The organism is Paraburkholderia kururiensis JCM 10599 = LMG 19447 (assembly GCF_003986935.1).
Taxonomy (GTDB): domain Bacteria; phylum Pseudomonadota; class Gammaproteobacteria; order Burkholderiales; family Burkholderiaceae; genus Paraburkholderia; species Paraburkholderia kururiensis.
The window spans coordinates 24,902-44,790 of sequence record NZ_RJZE01000007.1; the positions used below are offsets into that span (position 1 = coordinate 24,902).

Consider the following 19,889-nt stretch of genomic DNA (forward strand, 5'->3'; position numbering starts at 1 on the left):
CTCAGTAACGCCTCGGGGCGCTCAGTGCAACGCGCCCTGGCCGTGGCGCATTTTTGCGGCGAACTGGCTCGCGGCGTCGTCGGGCATGCGGCTCGCGTGGATGTGCGCCATGCGCCATTCGCCGCGTTCGTGAACCATCACGTAGGTCGTGAAGACCATTTGCGGCGTGGCGACCGGATCGGCTGGCCGGTGGGCTTCCGCAATTGCGTAGACCACGGTGCCGAGGCTGTCGTAGACGCGCACGTCGAGCGGTTCGATGGAAACCGGCTGGGCTCCCAGCTGCGCCGCGAGGCCCGTGCGGATGGCGTCGAGCCCGTGCAGATGCGAGCCGTCCGCGCAGATGTAGCTCACGAACTCTTCATCGATCCACATGCCCATCAGGCTGTCGATGTTGACTTCCGCGACGGCCTGGTACCAGGCGTTGAGGGTATCGGCAGCGGCTTCGAAGATGTGGGCAAAACGTGGCATGGCTCGTCGTTCGTATGCGCAGAGGGCGCGTGGGTTGCGGGCGGCGGTCAGCGGGCCAGCCGCGAGCATGCCAGCGCTGCGAGACGCGAACATGACGCTGGCACGACGGCCGGTAATTGCCTCGGGACACGGCCGCGCCGCGGCCCGGTCCCCATTGCGGCTGCTCGCCGCTAGCGTTGCGCGAGCAGCATGCCGCGCAGGTCGCTGAACACCTGTTCGGCGCTGAGCTGACGCAGGCAGTTCAGGTGGCCGAGCGGACATTCGCGCTGAAAACAGGGGCTACATTCGAGATGGAGCCATTGTACCTTCGCGAGCTCCGAGAGGGGCGGGGTGTGGCGCGGATCGGTCGACCCGTACACCGCGACGAGCGGGCGGCGCAGTGCCGCGGCCACGTGCATCAGGCCCGAGTCGTTGGTCACCACGGCGCTCGCGCGCGAAATCAGCGCGCACGCCTCGCCGAGCGCGGTCTGGCCGCACAGGTTGCGCACGTTCGGCGCCTCGTCGGCAATGGCTTGAGCGAGCGGGGCGTCTTTCGGCGAGCCGAGCGCGACGATCTGCGTGTACGGAAACGAGCGGGCGATGATCTGCGCGAGCGCCGCGAAGTGCTCGGGCGGCCAGCGTTTGGCGGGGCCGTATTCGGCGCCGGGGCAGAACACGACGAGCGGCACGCGCGTGTCCAGATTGAAGCGAGCCGAGACGCGCGAGGCTTCGTTCAGGTCCGATTCGAGCCGCGGCATGGGCAGGTCGTCGGGTATCTTCGCGCCGGGCGCGTAGGCGAGCGCGGCGTAGTGGGCGGCCATGGGCGGACGCTCGTCCTTGCGCGGATTCGCGTGGCGCACGTTGAGCAGCCCGTAGCGGCTCTCGCCCGTGTAGCCGATGCGCAGCGGAACGTGCGCGAGCCACGGCACGAGCGCCGACTTGAACGAGTTGGGCAGGACGTAAGCGGCGTCGTAGCCCACATCGCGCAGGTCGCTCGCCAGTTGCCAGCGGCGCAGCATCTGCAGCTTGCCGTGGGCGAGGTCGGTGGCGTAGACGTCGCGAATCTCGGGCATGCGCTCGAGCACGGGCGCGACCCAGGTGGGCGCGACGGCATCGATCTGGAGGCGCGGATGCAGTTTCACGAGCCGCGAAAGAAGCGGCTGCGCCATGAGTGCGTCGCCAATCCAGTTCGGTGCGATAACGAGCGCGCGGCGCATCAGTAGAAGTATCCGGAAATGAGCAAACGCGCCGCACTGGAGGGTGCGGCGCGTGGGTAGTGGGAAGGACGCGGGTGCGGGCCGTGGGCAGTACGAGTCCCGTACGACCCTCGCGCGAAGCCCGCGGTGTAGCAGCGCGGGCCGTGCGTCCGGCGGGGCGCCTCAGCGCGCCCGGCGAGTAGTGGCCCCAGAGCAAGCGCCCGGTGGAGCCCTCGCGGGCGCTCAGTGGCCCCTCAATGGCCCTTCACGACCTCGCCGTCACGCAGCTTGTAGCGCGTGCCGCAGTAGGGGCAGCGCGCCTCGCCGTGGGTCACGTCGATGAAGACGCGTGGATGCGTGCTCCAGCGCGGCATCGACGGATTCGGGCAGTACGCCGGAAGATCTTTTGCCGACAGTTCGACCAGCGGCATTTCCTTGATTTCACTCATGGGGACGTTTCTCGTTGTTGCTGTAGCCAGGTCACAGCCGGCGGCGCGTCGAAGGCGCGCGGCGCTGCTGTGGGCCTGCGTCAGATTTTCGTGAGCCAGTCTGCGTATTGGGCGTTCTTGCCCGAGACGACGTCGAAGAACATCGACTGGAGTTTTTCCGTGATCGGTCCGCGCGAGCCGCTGCCGATCGTGCGGTTGTCGAGTTCACGGATCGGCGTGACTTCGGCGGCCGTGCCCGTGAAGAAGGCTTCGTCGGCGATGTACACCTCGTCGCGCGTGATGCGCTTCTCGATGACCTCGATGCCGGCGTCTTTCGCGAAACGGATCACCGTGTCGCGCGTGATGCCGTCGAGGCACGACGAAAGGTCCGGCGTGTAGAGCTTGCCGTTGTTCACGAGGAAGAAGTTTTCGCCCGAGCCTTCGGAGACGTAGCCGTCCACGTCGAGCAGCAGCGCTTCGTCATAGCCGTCGGCGGTGGCCTCCTGGTTGGCGAGAATCGAGTTCACGTACCAGCCCGATGCCTTCGCGCGAACCATCGAGATGTTCACGTGATGGCGCGTGAACGAGGACGTCTTCACGCGGATACCCTTCCTGATGCCGTCTTCGCCGAGGTAGGCGCCCCACGGCCAGGCCGCGATGGCGACGTGGATGGTGTTGCCCTTGGCCGAGACGCCGAGCTTTTCCGAGCCGACCCAGATGATGGGGCGCAGGTAGCACGATTCCAGCTTGTTCTCGCGCACCACTTCGCATTGCGCGGCCGCGAGCGTCTCGTGGTCGAACGGCACGTCCATCTGGAAAATCTTCGCCGAGTTCAGCAGGCGCTTCGTGTGCTCTTTCAGGCGGAAGATCGCGGTGCTGCCGTCGGCCGTCTTGTAGGCGCGCACGCCCTCGAATACGCCCATGCCGTAGTGCAGGGTGTGGGTGAGCACGTGGATGGTGGCGTCGCGCCATTCGATCAGCTTGCCATCCATCCAGATCTTGCCGTCGCGGTCGGCCATTGACATACGATTCTCCAGGCGGTGCGGTTACGGATGTGTCCTGCGGGAAAGCCGCCTTGCGCGGAAGGCACGGCGGGCGCACCTCAAGCGGCCCCGTGCGAACGGGCGAGGCGCGGCGCGACAGCGTGACACGTGAATCCGGCGAGCGGCGAAGACCGCCATTTTAGCGTCTTTTGCCCAAAGAACGGGCATTTCGCCCGCTGCCGACGCTATAATTCTGCGTCCACATAAGACAAATTCCGACGCGCGGACGGGCGCTGCAAGACACGGCGCCCTCAGAACGGCTGCCGCGCGTGCACCTTGCGCTGCCTCGCGCGGCGCTTGCTCCGCTCCCGCTTCCTCATGTCCTGCGCCCGTTTCACCGAAGTCGATCGCCGTGCCTTCAAGGAAGGCTTGCGCGCCTATTCGCCCACGCTGATGGCGATCTTCTCGTGGGGCCTCGTCACGGGCATCGCGATGAGCAAGTCGGTCATGACGATTCCCCAGGCGCTCGGCATGTCGCTGCTCGTCTATGCGGGCTCGTCGCAGCTGGCCGTGCTGCCGCTGCTCGCCGCGAAGCTGCCCATCTGGACCGTGCTGCTCACGGCCGCCATGGTCAATACGCGATTCGTGATCTTCAGCGCCGGCCTTGCGCCGCATTTCTCGTATCTGCCGCTGTGGCGGCGGCTGTTGATCGGCTATTTCAACGGCGACGTGATTTTCCTGCTGTTCCAGAAAAAGAGCTTCCAGCACGGCTACGTGCCGGGCAAGGAGGCGTACTTCTGGGGCATGGCCGGCGCGAGCTGGCTGTCGTGGCAGGTGTCGTCGGTGGCGGGCATTCTGCTCGCGAGCCTCATCCCGGATAACTGGGGCCTCGCGCTCGCCGGCACGCTCGCGCTCATTCCGATCATGGTGTCGGCCATTGCCACGCGCTCCACGCTCGTTGCCGTGACGATCGCGGGCGTCGTCGCGCTGATCGCGTTCGACCTGCCGTACCGGCTCGCCCTGCCGCTCGCCGTGCTGGCGGCGCTCGCAGCGGGCGCCGCGGCGGACATGCTGATCGAGCGCGCGGACCTGCGCCGCATCCACGACGGCACCGGAGGTTCATCATGAGCGCAACGCAGATGTGGCTCGTTATCGCGGGCATGACGGTTGTCACGGCGATTACGCGCGCGCTGTTCCTGCTGGGCGGCGAGCGCACGGTGCTGCCCGAGCGTGCGCAGCGCGCGCTGCGCTATGCGCCGGCTGCGGCGCTGGCCGCCGTGGTGCTGCCCGACGTGCTGGAAACGTCGGAGGGACTCTCGTTCGCGCTTTCCAACCACGAGTTTTACGCCACGGTTGCAGGTCTTGCCTGGTTCTTGTGGCGCCGCAGCATGCTCGGCACGATCGTGACCGGCATGCTGGCATTCACTGCGCTGCGTCTCCTGTTCTGATTGGGTCGGAAGGCGTGCTGCATTGCGTCATGCGGGGCGATCCCAAATAGGGGGCATGCGGCGCAGCCGGTCTCAGAACGACATGGCTATCGGCTAAAATGCCCTTCTTGCGGACCGATGCAGCGAGACGCCGGTGCGGCGGCTCGTGGCTGCGCGAGGGCACCTGAAATCGTGCGCCCCATGCGAGGCGCGCCGGGTTGCCCGGAACTGCGCGAGGCCGTCCGAAGTCGTCCGAAGCCGTGAATGGCCCGACCGCCGGGCTGCACGTCGTCCGCCACCGCCTTCCCACCATCAACGCACTGTCAATCATGAACCAGGTACTGCGTCTCACCGATCTGATCTCCGAAGGCAAGCTGTCCGGCAAGCGCGTGTTCATCCGTGCCGATCTCAACGTGCCGCAAGACGATGCGGGCAACATCACCGAAGACACGCGCATCCGCGCCTCGGTGCCCGCCATCCGCGCCGCGCTTGACGCCGGTGCGGCCGTGATGGTCACGTCGCACCTCGGCCGTCCCACGGAAGGCGAGTTCAAGCCCGAAGATTCGCTCGCGCCGGTGGCGAAGCGCCTTGCCGAACTGCTGGGCCGCGACGTGCCGCTCGTCGCGAACTGGGTGGAGAACGGCGTGAACGTGACCTCGGGCAACGTGGTGCTGCTCGAGAACTGCCGCGTGAACAAGGGCGAAAAGAAGAATTCGGACGAGCTCGCGCAGAAGATGGCGAAGCTCTGCGACATCTACGTCAACGATGCCTTCGGCACCGCGCACCGCGCCGAGGCTACCACGCACGGCATCGCGAAATACGCGCCGGTGGCGTGCGCCGGCCCGCTGCTTGCGGCGGAACTGGACGCTCTCGGCAAGGCGCTCGGCGCGCCGAAGCGCCCGCTCGTCGCTATCGTGGCGGGCTCGAAGGTCTCTACCAAGCTCACCATCCTGAAGTCGCTCGCCGAAAAGGTGGACCAGCTGATCGTGGGCGGCGGCATTGCCAACACGTTCATGCTCGCGGCCGGTCTGAAGATCGGCAAGTCGCTGGCCGAAGCCGATCTGGTCGAGGAAGCGAAGGCGATCATCGAGGCAGCGAAGGCGCGCGGCGCGTCGGTGCCCATTCCTGTGGACGTCGTGACGGCGAAGGAGTTCGCGGCCACGGCGAAGGCCGAGATCAAGGCCGTGGCGGACGTCGCCGACGACGACATGATTCTCGACATCGGACCGGAAACGGCGAAAACGCTCGCTGCGCAGCTGGAGAAGGCCGGCACGATCGTCTGGAACGGCCCGGTCGGCGTGTTCGAGTTCGACCAGTTCGGCAACGGCACGAAGACGCTCGCGCAAGCCATCGCCAATTCGCCGGCGTTCTCCATTGCGGGCGGCGGCGATACGCTCGCGGCCATCGCCAAGTACGGCATCCACGACAAGGTCAGCTACATCTCCACGGGCGGCGGCGCGTTCCTCGAATTCCTCGAGGGCAAGAAGCTGCCCGCCGTCGAAGTGCTCGAATCGCGCGCGGCGGCCTGAGATGGCCTCACGCGCCCGTGCAGCGAAGCCGGCTTCGGCCGGCACGCGCGTGTCACGCCCGGCCGCCGCTCACGGGCGCACCGCTTCAACTTCATCCACGAAGTCATCGACCAGGAAAACCGCCCGTGCGGCGGCTGCCCCCGGCGCCGTCACGCAGGCGCTCGCAGAACCTGCAACGACAGCAACAACGGCAACGACAGCCACAACGGCAACGACAGCCACAAGCGCCACACCAACACACAAAGCGACGCCGGCCCGAACCGGCGCGCAACCCATGGCGGTGCCCGCAACGGCACTGCCTGCACGCCCGACTCTCAGCGCACTTCCTAGTGATCTCACCCAGACGAGGAGTTTCATGCATCGCGCCACCAAGATTGTCGCCACCATCGGACCGGCTTCCAGCACGCCGGAGATCCTGCTGCAAATGATGCAGGCAGGGCTCGACGTGGTGCGCCTCAACTTCTCGCACGGCACGGCCGACGACCATCGCCAGCGCGCCGAATTCGTGCGCGAGTGTGCGCGCCAGGCCGGTCGCGAAGTCGCCATCATGGCCGACCTGCAAGGGCCGAAGATTCGCGTGGGCAAGTTCGAGAAGGGCAAGACCACGCTGGTGCCAGGCAGCGCGTTCGTGCTCGACGCAGACTGCGAGCTTGGCAACGACGAGCGCGTCGGCCTCGACTACAAGGACCTGACGCGCGACCTCAAGCCCGGCGACGTGCTGCTGCTGAACGACGGCCTGATTGTGCTCGACGTGGTGCGCGTGATCGGCAGCGAGATTCACACGACGGTGCGCGTGGGTGGCGACCTGTCGAACAACAAGGGCATCAACCGCCAGGGCGGCGGGCTGTCGGCGCCCGCGCTCACGGCGAAAGACATGGAAGACATTCGCACGGCGATGTCGCTTGGCGCGGACTTCATCGCGGTGTCGTTCCCCAAGAACGCCACGGACATGGAGATGGCCCGTCAACTCGCGAACATCGCGGGCGCGCCGTACGGGCTCAAGCCGAAGATGATCGCGAAGATCGAGCGCGCCGAGGCGATCCCGGCGCTGCAAGGCATCCTGGACGCCTCGGACGGCATCATGGTGGCGCGCGGGGACCTCGCAGTCGAAGTAGGCAACGCCGCGGTGCCCGCGCTGCAAAAGCGCATGATCCGCATGGCGCGCGAGTCGAACAAGCTCGTCATCACGGCCACGCAGATGATGGAGTCGATGATCCACGCGCCGGTGCCCACGCGCGCGGAAGTGTCGGACGTGGCGAACGCCGTGCTCGACGGCACGGACGCGGTGATGCTCTCGGCCGAATCCGCGGCAGGCAAGTATCCGGTGCAGACTATCGAAACGATGGCCGCCATTTGCGTCGAGGCCGAGAAGTCCGAGCACGTGGAACTCGACAAGGACTTCCTCGACCGCACGTTCACCCGCATCGACCAGTCCATCGCGATGGGCGCGCTCTTCACCGCTTACCACCTGGGCGCGAAGGCGATCGTCGCGCTCACGGAATCGGGGTCCACGGCACTGTGGCTCTCGCGTCACTGGACCCATGTGCCCATCTTCGGTCTCACGTCGCGCGTGGGCAGCGAGCGCGCAATGGCGCTGTACCGCAACGTCACGCCGCTGCACCTCGAAACCAGCCACGACCGCGATGTCGCGTTGCAGCAGGCGCTCGAAGTCGTCGTGGCGAAGGGTTTTGCGTCGCGCGGCGATATGGTCGTGCTCACGGTCGGCGAGCCGATGGGCCAGGCGGGCGGCACGAACACGCTGAAGATCGTGCGGGTGGGTGCGCCGTACTAAGTTCGTAGCGGAGCCGGGGTACGAGCGGACAAGAGGCGGCGCGCGAGAGGCCGTGCCAACCGCTCGTCGCCCGGCTTCGTCGCGCAGCCGGCGCTGCGGCTGTCGCCCGAAGCGATAGCCAGCGCACGTTCCGGACCCGCGAGAGTGCCCAGGCAGGCGGAACGCCGATTGCTTCGCGATAAAATCGCCCTTATTCGGATGAGCGGCAGCGTGTAATACGGCGCCGCGGCGGTTGAGAAACCCGCCCAGACCGGCCGCGACAGACGGCCGGCAGCACGACAGATTCGTTTCAAATCAAAGGAGTAACACCATGCCTCTCGTATCAATGCGTCAGTTGCTGGACCACGCCGCCGAAAACGGCTACGGCCTGCCGGCATTCAACGTCAACAATCTGGAGCAGGTGCAGGCGATCATGGCGGCGGCGGACCAGGTGGGCGCGCCGGTCATCATGCAGGCGTCCGCCGGTGCCCGTAAGTACGCGGGCGAAGCGTTCCTGCGTCATCTGATCGAAGCGGCCGTGGAGGCGTATCCGCACATTCCGGTGGTGATGCATCAGGATCACGGCCAGTCGCCCGCGGTGTGCCTCACGGCCATCCGCAGCGGCTTCACGAGCGTCATGATGGACGGCTCGCTGCAGGCCGACGGCAAGACGGTGGCCACGTACGAGTACAACGTCGACGTGTCGCGCAAGGTGGTGGAGATGGCGCACTCGATCGGCGTGACGGTGGAAGCGGAGCTGGGTGTGCTGGGCTCGCTCGAAACCATGAAGGGTGACAAGGAAGACGGCCACGGCGCCGAAGGCACGATGACGCGCGAGCAGCTGCTCACCGACGTCGAGCAGGCCGCCGACTTCGTGAAGCTCACGCAGTGCGACGCGCTCGCCATCGCGATCGGCACCTCGCACGGCGCCTACAAGTTCTCGAAGAAGCCGACGGGCGACATCCTCTCGATCCAGCGCATCAAGGAAATTCACGCGCGCATTCCGAACACACACCTCGTGATGCACGGTTCGTCGTCGGTGCCGCAGGAACTGCTCGCCGAGATCCGCGAATTCGGCGGCGACATGAAGGAAACCTACGGCGTGCCGGTGGAAGAGATTCAGGAAGGCATCAAGCACGGCGTGCGCAAGGTCAACATCGACACCGACCTGCGCCTCGCGATCACCGGCGCGATTCGTCGCTATTTCGCCGAAAACCCGTCGAAGTTCGACCCGCGCGACTACCTGAAGCCGGCGCGCGAAGCCGCGAAGAAGGTGTGCGTGGACCGTTATCTGGCCTTCGGCTGCGAAGGTCAGGCCGCGAAGATCAAGCCCGTTTCGCTCGAAAAGATGGCGCAGAAGTATGTCGCCGGCGAACTGGCGCAGGTCGTCCGGTAAAATACGGCGTTTGGCGGCGCCCTGATTCAGGGCGTCCAGCTTCCCGGCTGGGCGTTCCAGGGGTTCGCCGCCTGGCGTGGGCTGGCCGCAGGGCCCGCAGTCACGCGCAGTTGTTACCCGTGCCGCCGTTCCCGCCTGACCGTGGGAACGGCGTCTGGCTTTTGAACAGCCTCGGTTTTTCCCCGTTTCCGCCAGCTCCCGGGCGCCACTTTTTGCAAATCACGACGATGTCTACTCTCTACGAATCCACGCTCCGCTCGCTGCCGCTGCTTGGCCGCGGCAAGGTCCGCGACAACTACGCGGTGGGCAACGACAAGTTGCTGATCGTCACCACCGACCGCCTCTCGGCGTTCGACGTGATCATGGGCGAGCCGATTCCGGGCAAGGGCCGCGTGCTGAACCAGATGGCCAACTTCTGGTTCGCGAAGCTCGCGCACGTCGTGCCGAATCACCTCACGGACGTCGCGCCGGAAAGCGTCGTCGCCGCGGACGAAGCCGAGCAGGTGCGCGGCCGCGCGGTGGTCGTGAAGCGTCTCGAACCGATCCTCGTGGAAGCGGTGGTGCGCGGCTATCTGGCCGGCAGCGGCTGGAAGGACTATCAGGCCACCGGTTCGGTGTGCGGCGTGCAGTTGCCGCCGGGCCTGCGTAACGCCGAGAAGCTGCCCGAGCCCATCTTCACGCCCGCGGCCAAGGCCGAAATGGGCCACCACGACGAGAACATCACGTTCGACGAGATGGAGCGCCGCATCGGCACCGAGCTTTCGGCCACCATCCGCGACATCTCGATCAAGCTGTACAAGGAAGCCGCCGACTACGCGGCTACGCGCGGCATCATCATCGCGGACACGAAGTTCGAGTTCGGCCTCGACAACCACGGCAAGCTCTACCTGATGGACGAGGCGCTCACCGCCGACTCCTCGCGCTTCTGGCCGGCCGACCAGTACCAGGTGGGCACGAACCCGCCGTCGTTCGACAAGCAGTTCGTGCGCGACTGGCTCGAAACGCAGAACTGGAAGAAAGAACCGCCCGCGCCGAAGCTGCCCGACGACGTGATCGAAAAGACGTCGCAGAAGTACCAGGAGGCGCTGGAGCGGCTGACTGGCCAGAAGCTCGCGTGAGCCGCCGCGAAGCGCCAGAGGAAGCCAGCACGATGAGCGAAGTCCAGCCAGCCCAGACGACCCACCCGCACGCCCACCAGCATGCCGCGCCCATCGTCGGCGTGCTGATGGGATCGAGTTCCGACTGGGAAGTCATGAAGCATGCCGTTGCGATCCTGCAGGAGTTCGGCGTGCCGTACGAAGCGAAGGTGGTGTCCGCCCACCGCATGCCCGACGAAATGTTCGCCTATGCCGAGAGCGCGCGTTCGCGCGGCCTTGCCGCGATCATCGCGGGCGCGGGCGGCGCGGCGCACCTGCCGGGCATGCTCGCCGCGAAGACCACGGTGCCGGTGCTCGGCGTGCCGGTGGCTAGCAAGTACCTGAAGGGCGTCGATTCGCTCCACTCGATCGTGCAGATGCCCAAGGGCGTGCCGGTTGCAACCTTCGCCATCGGCGAGGCGGGCGCGGCCAATGCGGCGCTCTTTGCGGTGTCGATTCTGAGCGTCACCTCTGCCGAGTACGCGGACAAACTCGCGGCCTTCCGCGTGAAGCAGAACCAGGCTGCGCACGCGATGGTATTGCCCGCGCTCTGATTTCCCGCTGGCCGCGCACGCGCACGAGCGTCGCGCCGCCGGCCGTGACCGACCACTGAGATGAATCCAGACAACGCACCCGTTTCCCCCATCCTGCCCGGCGCGTGGCTCGGCATGGTGGGCGGCGGCCAACTTGGCCGCATGTTCTGCTTTGCCGCCCAGGCAATGGGGTACCGCGTCGCGGTGCTCGATCCCGACGAAAGCAGCCCGGCGGGCTCCGTCGCGGACCGCCATCTGCGCGCCGCCTACGACGACGAAGCCGCGCTCACCGAACTGGCGCGCCTGTGCGCGGCGGTCTCCACCGAGTTCGAGAACGTGCCTTCCGCAAGCCTCGACTTCCTCGCTCGCACCACGTTCGTGAGCCCGGCCGGCCGGTGTGTCGCCGTGGCGCAGGACCGCATCGCCGAAAAGCGCTTTATCGCGGCGGCCGGCGTGCCGGTGGCGCCGCACGTCGTGATCGAGTCGTCGGAGGCGCTTGCCGCCATCGACGATGCCGCGCTCGAAGCCGTGCTGCCCGGCATTCTGAAGACGGCGCGGCTCGGCTACGACGGCAAGGGCCAGGTGAGCGTGGCGAGCGCCCACGACGTGCGCGAAGCGCATGCGTCGCTGGGTGGCGTGGCGTGCGTGCTGGAGAAGCGGCTGCCGCTGAAGTTCGAGGTGTCCGCACTGATCGCGCGCGGCGCAAACGGCGCCACCGCCGTCTATCCGCTCGCCCAGAATACGCACCGGCACGGCGTGCTCTCGCACACCATCGTGCCCGCGCCCGACGCGAACCCGCAACTCGTGGAACAGGCGCAGCAGGCGGCGCTCGATATCGCCGCAAAGCTCGGCTACGTCGGCGTGCTGTGCGTCGAGTTCTTCGTGCTCGAAGACGGCTCGCTCGTGGCCAACGAAATGGCGCCGCGTCCGCACAACTCCGGTCACTACACGGTGGATGCCTGCGCGACGAGCCAGTTCGAGCAGCAGGTGCGTGCCATGACCGGCATGCCGCTCGGCGATACACGCCAGCACTCGCCCGCTGTGATGCTCAACATTCTCGGCGACGTGTGGTTTCCCGATGCGGGCAAGAGCGGCAAGGGCCCCGGCGCGCCCGTCACGCCGCCCTGGCACGAGGTGGCCGCGATGCCTGCGGCGCGCCTGCATCTGTACGGCAAGGAAGAGGCGCGGCCGGGCCGCAAGATGGGGCACGTGAACTTCACGGCGGCCACGCTCGACGAAGCGCGCACCGCCGCCCGCGATTGCGCTCGCCTGCTGCACATCGCCACGAGCTGAGGCACCTCATCGCCATGCCGGACCGAGACAAGCCTGTCGCCGCTTCTACCGCTGTGCCCGCCGCTGCACCGACCGTCAGCCGCGAGGCGATCGAACACGCTGCGGCGTTGCTCGATGCAGGCGAACTCGTCGCGTTTCCCACGGAGACGGTGTACGGCCTCGGCGCGGACGCGCAGAACCCCGAGGCCGTGGCGCGCATTTACGCAGCGAAGGGACGGCCGGCCAATCATCCGGTGATCGTGCATCTGCCGCCGGGCGGCGACCCCGCGTTCTGGGTGGAGTCGTTGCCTGCAGAGGCGCAGAAGTTGATCGATGTCTTCTGGCCCGGCCCGCTTACGCTGATCCTCAAGCGCGCCGCGCACATTCCGGCCGCCGTGAGCGGCGGCCAGGATTCGGTGGGACTGCGTTGTCCGTCGCATCCGGTTGCCCAGGCACTGCTCACGGCCTTTTCGGCGCGCAGGCACGGGCATGGCGGCGTCGCGGCGCCCTCTGCCAACCGCTTCGGCCACGTGAGTCCCACCACCGCGCAGCACGTGCGCGAAGAATTCGGCGACAGCGTCTACGTGCTGGACGGCGGTCCGTCGGACGTGGGTATCGAATCGACCATCCTCGATCTCTCACGCGGCTTTCCGGCGCTGCTGCGTCCCGGCCGCGTCACGCCGCAGGAGATTGCCGACGTGCTGGGCGAAGCGCCGCGTCTGCCCGACGGTTCCGATGCCACGGCGCCGCGCGCCTCGGGCACGCTGAAGGCGCACTACGCGCCACGCACGCCGCTCGTGTTGCTGCCGTTTGAAGCCCTGGAAGCGCTGCTTGCAAAGCGACTCGCCGACGAACGTATCGCGCTGGTGGCCCGCGCTTCGCGAGCAGGCGCGTGGGCGACGGCAGAAGGCGTGCATTTCGTGGCGGCGCCCGAAGACCCGCACGTCTATGCGCGCGAACTCTACGGCTTGCTGCGGGCGCTGGATCGCGCCAACGTTGCGCGTATCCTTGTCGAGAAACTGCCCGACACCATCGAGTGGATCGCCGTGAACGACCGGCTCGGGCGCGCTGCGGCGGCGTTTGAAGCGCGCGAATAAGCGCAACGGACGCGAATAGGCGCAACAGGCGCTACACGGATAACGCGCGTCGCAGCCAGCGATTCAAGCCACGACGCAACCCATCCTGAGAGACTCAACGAAACGCCCATCAAAAAAAGGCCCGGCCATCTGAATGGCCGGGCCTTTTTGCTGCTCGCGAGAAGCGCTTCTTGTTTGCCGACTTATTTGCCGAGCCCGGATGCCGCGATCTGCTTCTCCACCTGCTGTGCGAAGAGCGCGTGCAGGTGCGTGGTCGGGTGGACCGTGTCCGCGTACATGTACGTCTGGTCCGCACCCGCGACCGTGTAGGTCTGCGGCGAGCAGAACAGCGACGAAGCAAACGCCTGCGGATTGGTCACGCCGTACTTCGCGGCATTGGTCGCCATCGCGGTGAGGTTACAGGCCGTGCCCGTGTTCGACACCGTGAAGCCGTTGGCCTGAAAGTTGGCCTGAATGCCGTCCTGCCACTGGTCGGCCTGCACGAAGATCACCTTGCTCATCAGGCCCGTTGCCTGCAGCGTGCCCGCGAGCGTCTGGTTGTACGCGGTCACGAGGCCGGCGAAGAGTTGCTGGGTCGCCGCGCCGCCCGAGAGACCCTGCGGCGTTTGCGCGATGTCCGGCACGTTCGAGACCACGACGTGCGTGGCGCCCGCGGCGAGCACCGGCGCCACGACGTTCTGCACGAATTGCGTGGCCGCCAGCCCGACGGCGGTCACGGCTTGCTGGACCGCGGTGGACTGGCTCTGGCCAGCGGCTACGGCGGCTTGGACGACGCCGGCCTGGTAGAAGATGTCGTTCGCGCCGCCGTTCAGCAGTACGAGCTGCCCCGAATTGAAGCTCGTGTGCGCGGAGAGGTACTCCTGAACCTGCGTGACGATCGGCACGGTGGTGGCCTGTGCGTAGTCGGGCTGGCCCGCGGGCGCATGGCCGATGCCGTTCGGGTCCGTCACGCGCGAGCCGCCCTGCGCGTAGCCGAGGCCGGTGGATGCCTGCAGCGGCTGGCCGAAGCCACCCAGGTAGGCCGGCGTGAGCGTGCCGCCGTAGTATTCGGCGACCTTCTGCGTCCAGATTTCGCCGGGGTTCGTCGTGAAGCGGCCGCCGCCGAAGTCGAGCGCGATCACGGGCGAATACGTACCGACGTCCGAGAGGCTATCGCCGAACGATACGACCTGAAGCGTGACGCCGCCCGCCGGTCCGGACGACGATGAATTGCTGCTGCCGCCTCCGCCGCCGCAGGCTGCAAGCAGTGCGAACGCGGCACTGGCGATGGCAGCTTTCGCGAAGCGTGTACGGCTGGCCCGTTTTTGCGGCTGGATTGTCTTGTGGTTCATTTTGACTACATCTCCTCGTATGTTGGCTTTGCGCCAGTGGTGCACGCAGCGTCCCGCCAGGATGAATCCGCGACGACGGGCGCCCGCTTACAGAAACCTCGCTTGCTCAAGGATTGCTCCTTGATTGTTCCCGGATACCTCGTTCACGCGTTGCGCACGGTGCCGGCTTTCGTGTCCGAACCCGCTGCGCTGCTCACGATGCCTGTCGTGGCGTTTGTTTGTTCTTGCGCGGCATCGCGCGCCGCGTGCCATTGTGCCGCCCAGGCGGGCGGCGCGAACAGGGCCTTGAGGCGATTGCGCCACCCTTTCATGCGCGCCGCATCAACGAGCATCGACGCCCATTCATGGAACGTCGCCTTGAGCGGGTTGTACGTGTGAAGCGGTTCGACAATGCCGTAGACCGGCGGCTCGGCCGGATCTTCGGCTACGTAGCTGCCGAACAGGCGGTCCCAGATCACGAGCACGCCGGCGTAGTTACGGTCGATGTAGCGGTCGTTGCGCGCGTGATGTACACGATGGATCGACGGCGTATTGAAGACGTATTCGAGCCAGCCCAGCTTGCCGATGGCCTGCGTGTGCACGAAGAACTGGAAGGCGAGATTGATGAGCACGATCGCGACGATCTGCGACGGAGGAAAGCCGAGTACCGCGAGCGGAATCCAGAAGACCCACATGCCTGCGACCGGGTACATCAGGCTCTGACGGAAAGCTGTGGAGAGGTTGAGCCGTTCGGACGAGTGATGCACGACGTGCGCGGCCCACAGCCATCGCACGCGATGGCTCGCGCGGTGGAACGCGTAGTAGAGCAGGTCCTGAGCCACGAAAAGCAGCACGAACGAGGCCCAGCCGGGCTGTAGCGTGAACAGCCTGAAATGCGCGTAGAAGAACGCGTAGACGGGAATGACGAAGAGCCACGCCACCTTGTCGGCTGCCTGGTGCATGAGCGCGAGCGCAGCGTTGCAGAGTGTGTCGCGCCAGCTGTAGATGCCGCTGTCGGGCTGCGCGCGCGACAGATGCCAGGCTTCCCAGCCGATGCAGCCCACGAAGACGGGCGCCATGGCAAGCAGAAGCAATTCGGCATCGAACCGCATGAGAATGTCTCCCTCCTGGTCTCGGGCATGCGCGGCGGTGGCGCAAGCCGGGTCTCGTATTCGTTTGGTGTTTTAAACGCCGCGGCAGGTGCAGCAGAAAGTGCAGTGAAAAGACCTCCGCTGCCGCGTGCTGCCCGACAGGGTACACGCTCCCACGCCCCCGGCGCGAGGCTTTGCTAGAGGGATTCTTCCACGTGCGCCCGGGCCTGGAGCGGGCCCGTTACCGGCGTGAGCGGGCGCTAATGCGCGCCGCGCCGCGGGACGGTTCGAGCCGGTGCCTTGCGGCGCTTCGCGTGTTCGGTCACGTTGACCGTTGTGGCCTGCGGCATGCCCTGGTAGACCCATTCGAGCAGCGCGTCGTGAGCGGCGCGGGCCGCTTCGGAGTGCGGATCGTTGATCAGGCTGACCACGACGTAGGTCTCGCCGTCCGCGGCGGCTACGTAGCCCGCAATCGCGCGCACGTCGCGCAGCGTGCCGGTCTTGATATGCGCGTTGCCGCCCACGGGCAGATCCGTGAGGCGGTGGCGCATGGTGCCGTCCACGCCGGCTACCGGCAGCGATTCGACGAACGGCTGCGCAACCGGGCTTGCATTGGCCGCCTGCAGCAGATTGGCCATCGAGAGCGCGCTGATGTGCTCGTCGCGCGACAGCCCCGAGCCGTTCTGCATTGCGAGGTCCGGCATGTCGAGGCCGCTGCGCCGCAGGAAGGCCGCGATGGCGCGCGCGGATTTTTCCGGCGTGGCGGGCGGTTTGTTCGTCACCGCGCCGATCGTCAGAAACAGGTTGCGCGCCATCACGTTGTTGCTGAACTTGTTGATGTCGCGAACGATGTCCGCGAGCACGGGGCCTTCGTGCGTGGCGACGAGCCGCGCGCCCGCGGGCACGGCGCCTTCACGGATGGCGCCCGCGCCGCCGTCGGGCCTTGTGAACGTGCCGCCTGTCTGTCGCCACAAGGCGAGGAAACCGCCAGCGAAAAAGGCCGAATGGTCCAGCACCGCGACATTGATCGTGCGCGCGCCGCAGCGCAACGGATAGTCGCCTGCGAAAGTGGCGGCCACGGTGCCGTTGGTCTCGGGCTCCACGGACGGCGCGAGCGCCGACGCGGCGCCCGTGCAAGGGCCGCGCGTGGCACGCAGACGGTCGTCGATCTGAAGTTGCGCGAGCGCGGGCAGCACGTCGACGGCTACGGAGCCGTCCGGCGACGGCGTGAGCGTGAACGAGAGCGACTTGAACGCGTAGAGCAGCGGATCGGGGCCCACGTTGTAGGGCGCGGTGGCGTCGTCGTCGAAGGGCGGCAGGTCGCGCGTGGAAGGATCGAAGAAGCGTTTGTCGAGCACGAGCGCGCCGTCGATGCCGTTGATGCCGGCCTTGTGGATCTTCTGCACGAGGTCGATCAATTCTTCCGGCACGAGCTTCGGGTCGCCGGTGCCCTGGATGTAGAGGCTGCCGTGCAGCACGCCGTTCGCGTCCGTTTCGCCGTCCGCGTAGGCGCTCGTGCGCCAGCGGTAGTCAGGGCCGAGAATCGAGAGGCCCGACCACGTCGTGACGAGCTTCATCGTGGAGGCGGGCATCATCGGTTCGGCCGCGTTGAGCGCCACGACGGGCGTGCGGCTGCCCACCTTTTCGATCACCACGCTGATGGACGAGAGCGGCACGCGGGCGCGCTCGAGTCCGACCATGACCGAGGGCGGCAGCACCGTCGAGACGTTGACCGACGGATGCCGCGCCTTTGCGGGACGCGCGTCGGCGGGCGTTGTAGCGAGGAACCCGGCGCCCGTCGCACACGCGGCGAACAGCGTCGTGACAGCCGCGGCGCGGGTCACCGTGCGGGCTACGTGCGCGTTGCGTATGGCTCGCGAATGCTTCGGTGCGGTACTCGTCTGCTCGCGTGATGGCGAGTGAGGGCGGAGCAGATGGCGCACGGACAGGACGACGAGCGAGGCAAGGCGGACGAGCGGCATGGAAGGCGAAATCGGGCAGTCGGCGAACCGCCAGGCTGGCCGGCACGGTGGCGCGTGCGGCAGGCAGGCGAGCGGTCCGGTGATTCGGACGAAGCGCTCATTGTAGAGACATGCCGCGGCGCTGCGTCAAAAGCCCGGCGCCTTCTTGCGGCCTTCCGTTGCCGCAACCGTCAGGCGCGGGCGCTAGAATGCGGGACTATTCGTCGAGACCTGCCGCGCGCCGCGTGCCGGCTCGACGCCACCGTTTCTTCTCGATCACCATGCGCATATTGCTAGTGGAAGACGACCGCATGATCGCCGAGGGCGTACGCAAGGCGTTGCGCGGCGAGGGCTTCGCGGTCGATTGGGTGCAGGACGGCGAGGCCGCGCTTTCAGCCGCGTCCGGCGAGCCTTACGATCTCCTGCTGCTCGATCTGGGCCTGCCGAAGCGCGACGGGCTCGACGTGCTGCGCACTCTGCGCGCGCGGGGCCACGCGTTGCCGGTGCTGATCGTCACGGCGCGCGACGCGGTGGCCGACCGCGTGAAGGGCCTCGACGCCGGCGCGGACGACTATCTGATCAAGCCCTTCGATCTCGACGAACTGGGTGCGCGGATGCGCGCGCTGATCCGGCGGCAGTCCGGGCGGTCCGAGTCGGTCATCCGGCATGGCGGGCTCACGCTCGATCCGGCCGCACACCAGGTGACGCTCGACGGCGCGCCCGTCGCGCTTTCCGCGCGCGAGTTCGCGCTGCTCGAGGCGCTGCTCGCGCGCCCCGGCGCCGTGCTCTCGAAGAGCCAACTCGAAGAGAAGATGTATGGCTGGGGCGAAGAGATCGGCAGCAACACCGTCGAGGTGTACATCCACGCCTTGCGCAAGAAGCTTGGCGCCGACCTGATCCGCAACGTGCGCGGCCTCGGCTACATGATCGCGAAAGACTGACCGGCGCGCACGTCCGCGCATTTCTCCACGTACACCGGAAACCACGGAAACCTCAGGTCGATGCATTCGATTCGCCGTCAATTGCTGTTCTGGCTGCTCGCGCTCGTCGTGGCCGGGGTGGGCGCCGCGGGCTGGCTGATTTATCGCCAGGCGCTCGCCGAAGCCAACGAGCTGTTCGATTACCAGCTGCAGGAAATTGCGGCCGCGCTGCCGTCCGAGCCGTTCTCGCAGGTTCTCGGTTCGCGCGATACCGGCGACGAGGGCATCGTGCTGCAGATCTGGAACCGCAACGGCGTGCTCATGTACTACTCGCATCCGCGCGCGCCGCTTGCGCCGCGTGCCGAGCTCGGTTTTTCCACCGAGCGCACGGACCGCGGCGACTGGCGCGTGTATGGCGCGATCGTCGGCGATAACGTGGTGCAGCTTGCGCAGCCCATCTCGGTGCGCAACCGGCTCGCCGCGAACGTGGCGCTGCGTACGCTGTGGCCGCTCATCGTGCTGCTGCCGTTTCTGGGCCTCGCGGTGTGGACGGTGGTGGGGCGCGGCCTCGCGCCGCTCGCACGCGTGACGCGCGCGCTCGATACGCGTCATCCGGAAGCGCTCGACCCGTTGCCCGAAGGGCGCTTGCCGCACGAAGTGCAACCGCTCGTGCGCGCGCTCAACGCCTTGCTCGAACGGCTCGCCCAGGCACTGGATACGCAACGCGCTTTCGTGGCCGACGCAGCCCACGAACTGCGCACGCCGCTTGCCGCCGTGCAGATCCAGGCGCAACTGGTTGCGCGCGCAAAGGACGACGAAACCCGCCGCGAGTCGCTGGCGGATCTGCAGGCAGGCGTGATGCGTGCCACCCGGCTCGCGGAGCAATTGCTCGCGTTGGCCCGTTCCGAGCCGGACAATCGCGCGTCGGCGCACAACACAGTCGATCTGCACGGTCTGCTCGACGACTGCGTGGCGGCTTACGCGCCGCTTGCGCAGCAACGCGGCGTGGACCTCGGCATCGAAGACAGTGTGCCCGCCACCATCAACGGCAATGCGGAAGCGCTGCGGGTCATGTTCAACAACCTGCTCGACAACGCGACGAAGTACACGCCGGCCGGCGGCCGCGTGGACGTGAGCCTGCGTCTCGCAGAGGGCCATCCTGTCGTGTGTATTGCCGATAGCGGGCCCGGCATTCCCGCGGAGGAACGACCCCGTGTGTTCGACCGCTTCTATCGCGTCGGCGCCGGCGAGTCGCGCGCGCGCACCGACATATCGGGCAGCGGCCTGGGTCTTGCCATCGTGCGGCGCATTGCGAGCCAGCACGACGCCGAGATCATGCTCGGCGACTCGCCCGCGGGCGGCCTGCTCGTGACCGTGCGGTTCTGACGGGCG

The 19,889-nt window shown here is 67.1% G+C and carries 18 protein-coding genes; 11 read left to right on the forward strand and 7 right to left on the reverse strand.

Annotated features, from left to right (window positions below):
* Nucleotides 1-21: 21 nt before the first annotated feature.
* From PKKP23_RS09930 to PKKP23_RS09945, 4 genes are all read right to left on the reverse strand, one after another.
* Complete coding sequence (locus tag PKKP23_RS09930; protein ID WP_017772806.1) at nucleotides 22-468, reverse strand: nuclear transport factor 2 family protein; 447 nt, start codon at nucleotides 466-468, stop codon at nucleotides 22-24.
* A 170-nt stretch (nucleotides 469-638) separates the two neighbouring features.
* Complete coding sequence (gene waaF, locus PKKP23_RS09935; protein WP_017772807.1) at nucleotides 639-1,664, reverse strand: lipopolysaccharide heptosyltransferase II; 1,026 nt, start codon at nucleotides 1,662-1,664, stop codon at nucleotides 639-641.
* Nucleotides 1,665-1,897: 233 nt separating this feature from the next.
* A complete protein-coding gene (locus PKKP23_RS09940; protein WP_017772808.1) occupies nucleotides 1,898-2,092 on the reverse strand; it encodes a zinc-finger domain-containing protein in 195 nt (64 codons plus the stop codon).
* 80 nt (nucleotides 2,093-2,172) lie between these two features.
* Complete coding sequence (locus tag PKKP23_RS09945; protein ID WP_114809197.1) at nucleotides 2,173-3,096, reverse strand: branched-chain amino acid transaminase; 924 nt, start codon at nucleotides 3,094-3,096, stop codon at nucleotides 2,173-2,175.
* Between the two features lie 336 nt (nucleotides 3,097-3,432).
* On the opposite strand from PKKP23_RS09945, the gene PKKP23_RS09950 reads away from it, so the two are divergent.
* From PKKP23_RS09950 to PKKP23_RS09990, 9 genes are all read left to right on the forward strand, one after another.
* Entirely contained in the window at nucleotides 3,433-4,182 is a 750-nt protein-coding gene (locus PKKP23_RS09950) for an AzlC family ABC transporter permease (RefSeq protein WP_017772810.1), read from the forward strand.
* Nucleotides 4,179-4,502 (forward strand): AzlD domain-containing protein, encoded by a 324-nt coding sequence (locus PKKP23_RS09955; protein WP_017772811.1) that lies wholly within the window; start codon nucleotides 4,179-4,181, stop codon nucleotides 4,500-4,502. Before PKKP23_RS09950 ends, PKKP23_RS09955 begins: the two co-directional genes overlap by 4 nt.
* 308 nt (nucleotides 4,503-4,810) lie before the next feature.
* Nucleotides 4,811-6,010: a phosphoglycerate kinase gene (locus PKKP23_RS09960; RefSeq protein WP_126876753.1), complete on the forward strand. Its 1,200-nt coding sequence runs from the start codon at nucleotides 4,811-4,813 to the stop codon at nucleotides 6,008-6,010.
* 355 nt (nucleotides 6,011-6,365) lie between these two features.
* The gene (gene pyk / locus PKKP23_RS09965; RefSeq protein ID WP_017772813.1) at nucleotides 6,366-7,802 is read left to right on the forward strand and encodes a pyruvate kinase; all 1,437 of its coding nucleotides are present in this window, start codon (nucleotides 6,366-6,368) and stop codon (nucleotides 7,800-7,802) included.
* Between the two features lie 310 nt (nucleotides 7,803-8,112).
* A complete protein-coding gene (gene fba / locus PKKP23_RS09970; RefSeq protein ID WP_026121040.1) occupies nucleotides 8,113-9,177 on the forward strand; it encodes a class II fructose-bisphosphate aldolase in 1,065 nt (354 codons plus the stop codon).
* Nucleotides 9,178-9,404: 227 nt separating this feature from the next.
* The gene (locus tag PKKP23_RS09975; protein WP_017772815.1) at nucleotides 9,405-10,295 is read left to right on the forward strand and encodes a phosphoribosylaminoimidazolesuccinocarboxamide synthase; all 891 of its coding nucleotides are present in this window, start codon (nucleotides 9,405-9,407) and stop codon (nucleotides 10,293-10,295) included.
* Nucleotides 10,296-10,327: 32 nt separating this feature from the next.
* Nucleotides 10,328-10,867 carry a 5-(carboxyamino)imidazole ribonucleotide mutase gene (gene purE, locus PKKP23_RS09980; RefSeq protein WP_026121041.1) on the forward strand — a complete coding sequence of 180 codons (540 nt, stop codon included), beginning with the start codon at nucleotides 10,328-10,330 and terminating at the stop codon, nucleotides 10,865-10,867.
* Nucleotides 10,868-10,927: 60 nt separating this feature from the next.
* A complete protein-coding gene (locus PKKP23_RS09985; protein ID WP_126876754.1) occupies nucleotides 10,928-12,139 on the forward strand; it encodes a 5-(carboxyamino)imidazole ribonucleotide synthase in 1,212 nt (403 codons plus the stop codon).
* Between the two features lie 14 nt (nucleotides 12,140-12,153).
* On the forward strand, nucleotides 12,154-13,215 hold the full coding sequence (locus tag PKKP23_RS09990; protein ID WP_126876755.1) for an L-threonylcarbamoyladenylate synthase: 1,062 nt from the start codon (nucleotides 12,154-12,156) through the stop codon (nucleotides 13,213-13,215).
* A 182-nt stretch (nucleotides 13,216-13,397) separates the two neighbouring features.
* On the opposite strand, the gene PKKP23_RS09995 is transcribed toward PKKP23_RS09990, so the two are convergent.
* From PKKP23_RS09995 to dacB, 3 genes are all read right to left on the reverse strand, one after another.
* Nucleotides 13,398-14,546 (reverse strand): SGNH/GDSL hydrolase family protein, encoded by a 1,149-nt coding sequence (locus tag PKKP23_RS09995; protein WP_017772819.1) that lies wholly within the window; start codon nucleotides 14,544-14,546, stop codon nucleotides 13,398-13,400.
* A 143-nt stretch (nucleotides 14,547-14,689) separates the two neighbouring features.
* On the reverse strand, nucleotides 14,690-15,637 hold the full coding sequence (locus PKKP23_RS10000) for a sterol desaturase family protein (protein WP_126876756.1): 948 nt from the start codon (nucleotides 15,635-15,637) through the stop codon (nucleotides 14,690-14,692).
* Between the two features lie 239 nt (nucleotides 15,638-15,876).
* Entirely contained in the window at nucleotides 15,877-17,598 is a 1,722-nt protein-coding gene (gene dacB, locus PKKP23_RS10005) for a D-alanyl-D-alanine carboxypeptidase/D-alanyl-D-alanine endopeptidase (RefSeq protein ID WP_126876757.1), read from the reverse strand.
* A 260-nt stretch (nucleotides 17,599-17,858) separates the two neighbouring features.
* On the opposite strand from dacB, the gene PKKP23_RS10010 reads away from it, so the two are divergent.
* Together PKKP23_RS10010 and PKKP23_RS10015 are read left to right on the forward strand one after the other, a co-directional pair.
* Nucleotides 17,859-18,518 (forward strand): response regulator, encoded by a 660-nt coding sequence (locus PKKP23_RS10010; protein WP_042299729.1) that lies wholly within the window; start codon nucleotides 17,859-17,861, stop codon nucleotides 18,516-18,518.
* Nucleotides 18,519-18,578: 60 nt separating this feature from the next.
* On the forward strand, nucleotides 18,579-19,883 hold the full coding sequence (locus PKKP23_RS10015) for an ATP-binding protein (protein WP_126876758.1): 1,305 nt from the start codon (nucleotides 18,579-18,581) through the stop codon (nucleotides 19,881-19,883).
* The last annotated feature ends 6 nt before the right edge of the window (nucleotides 19,884-19,889 follow it).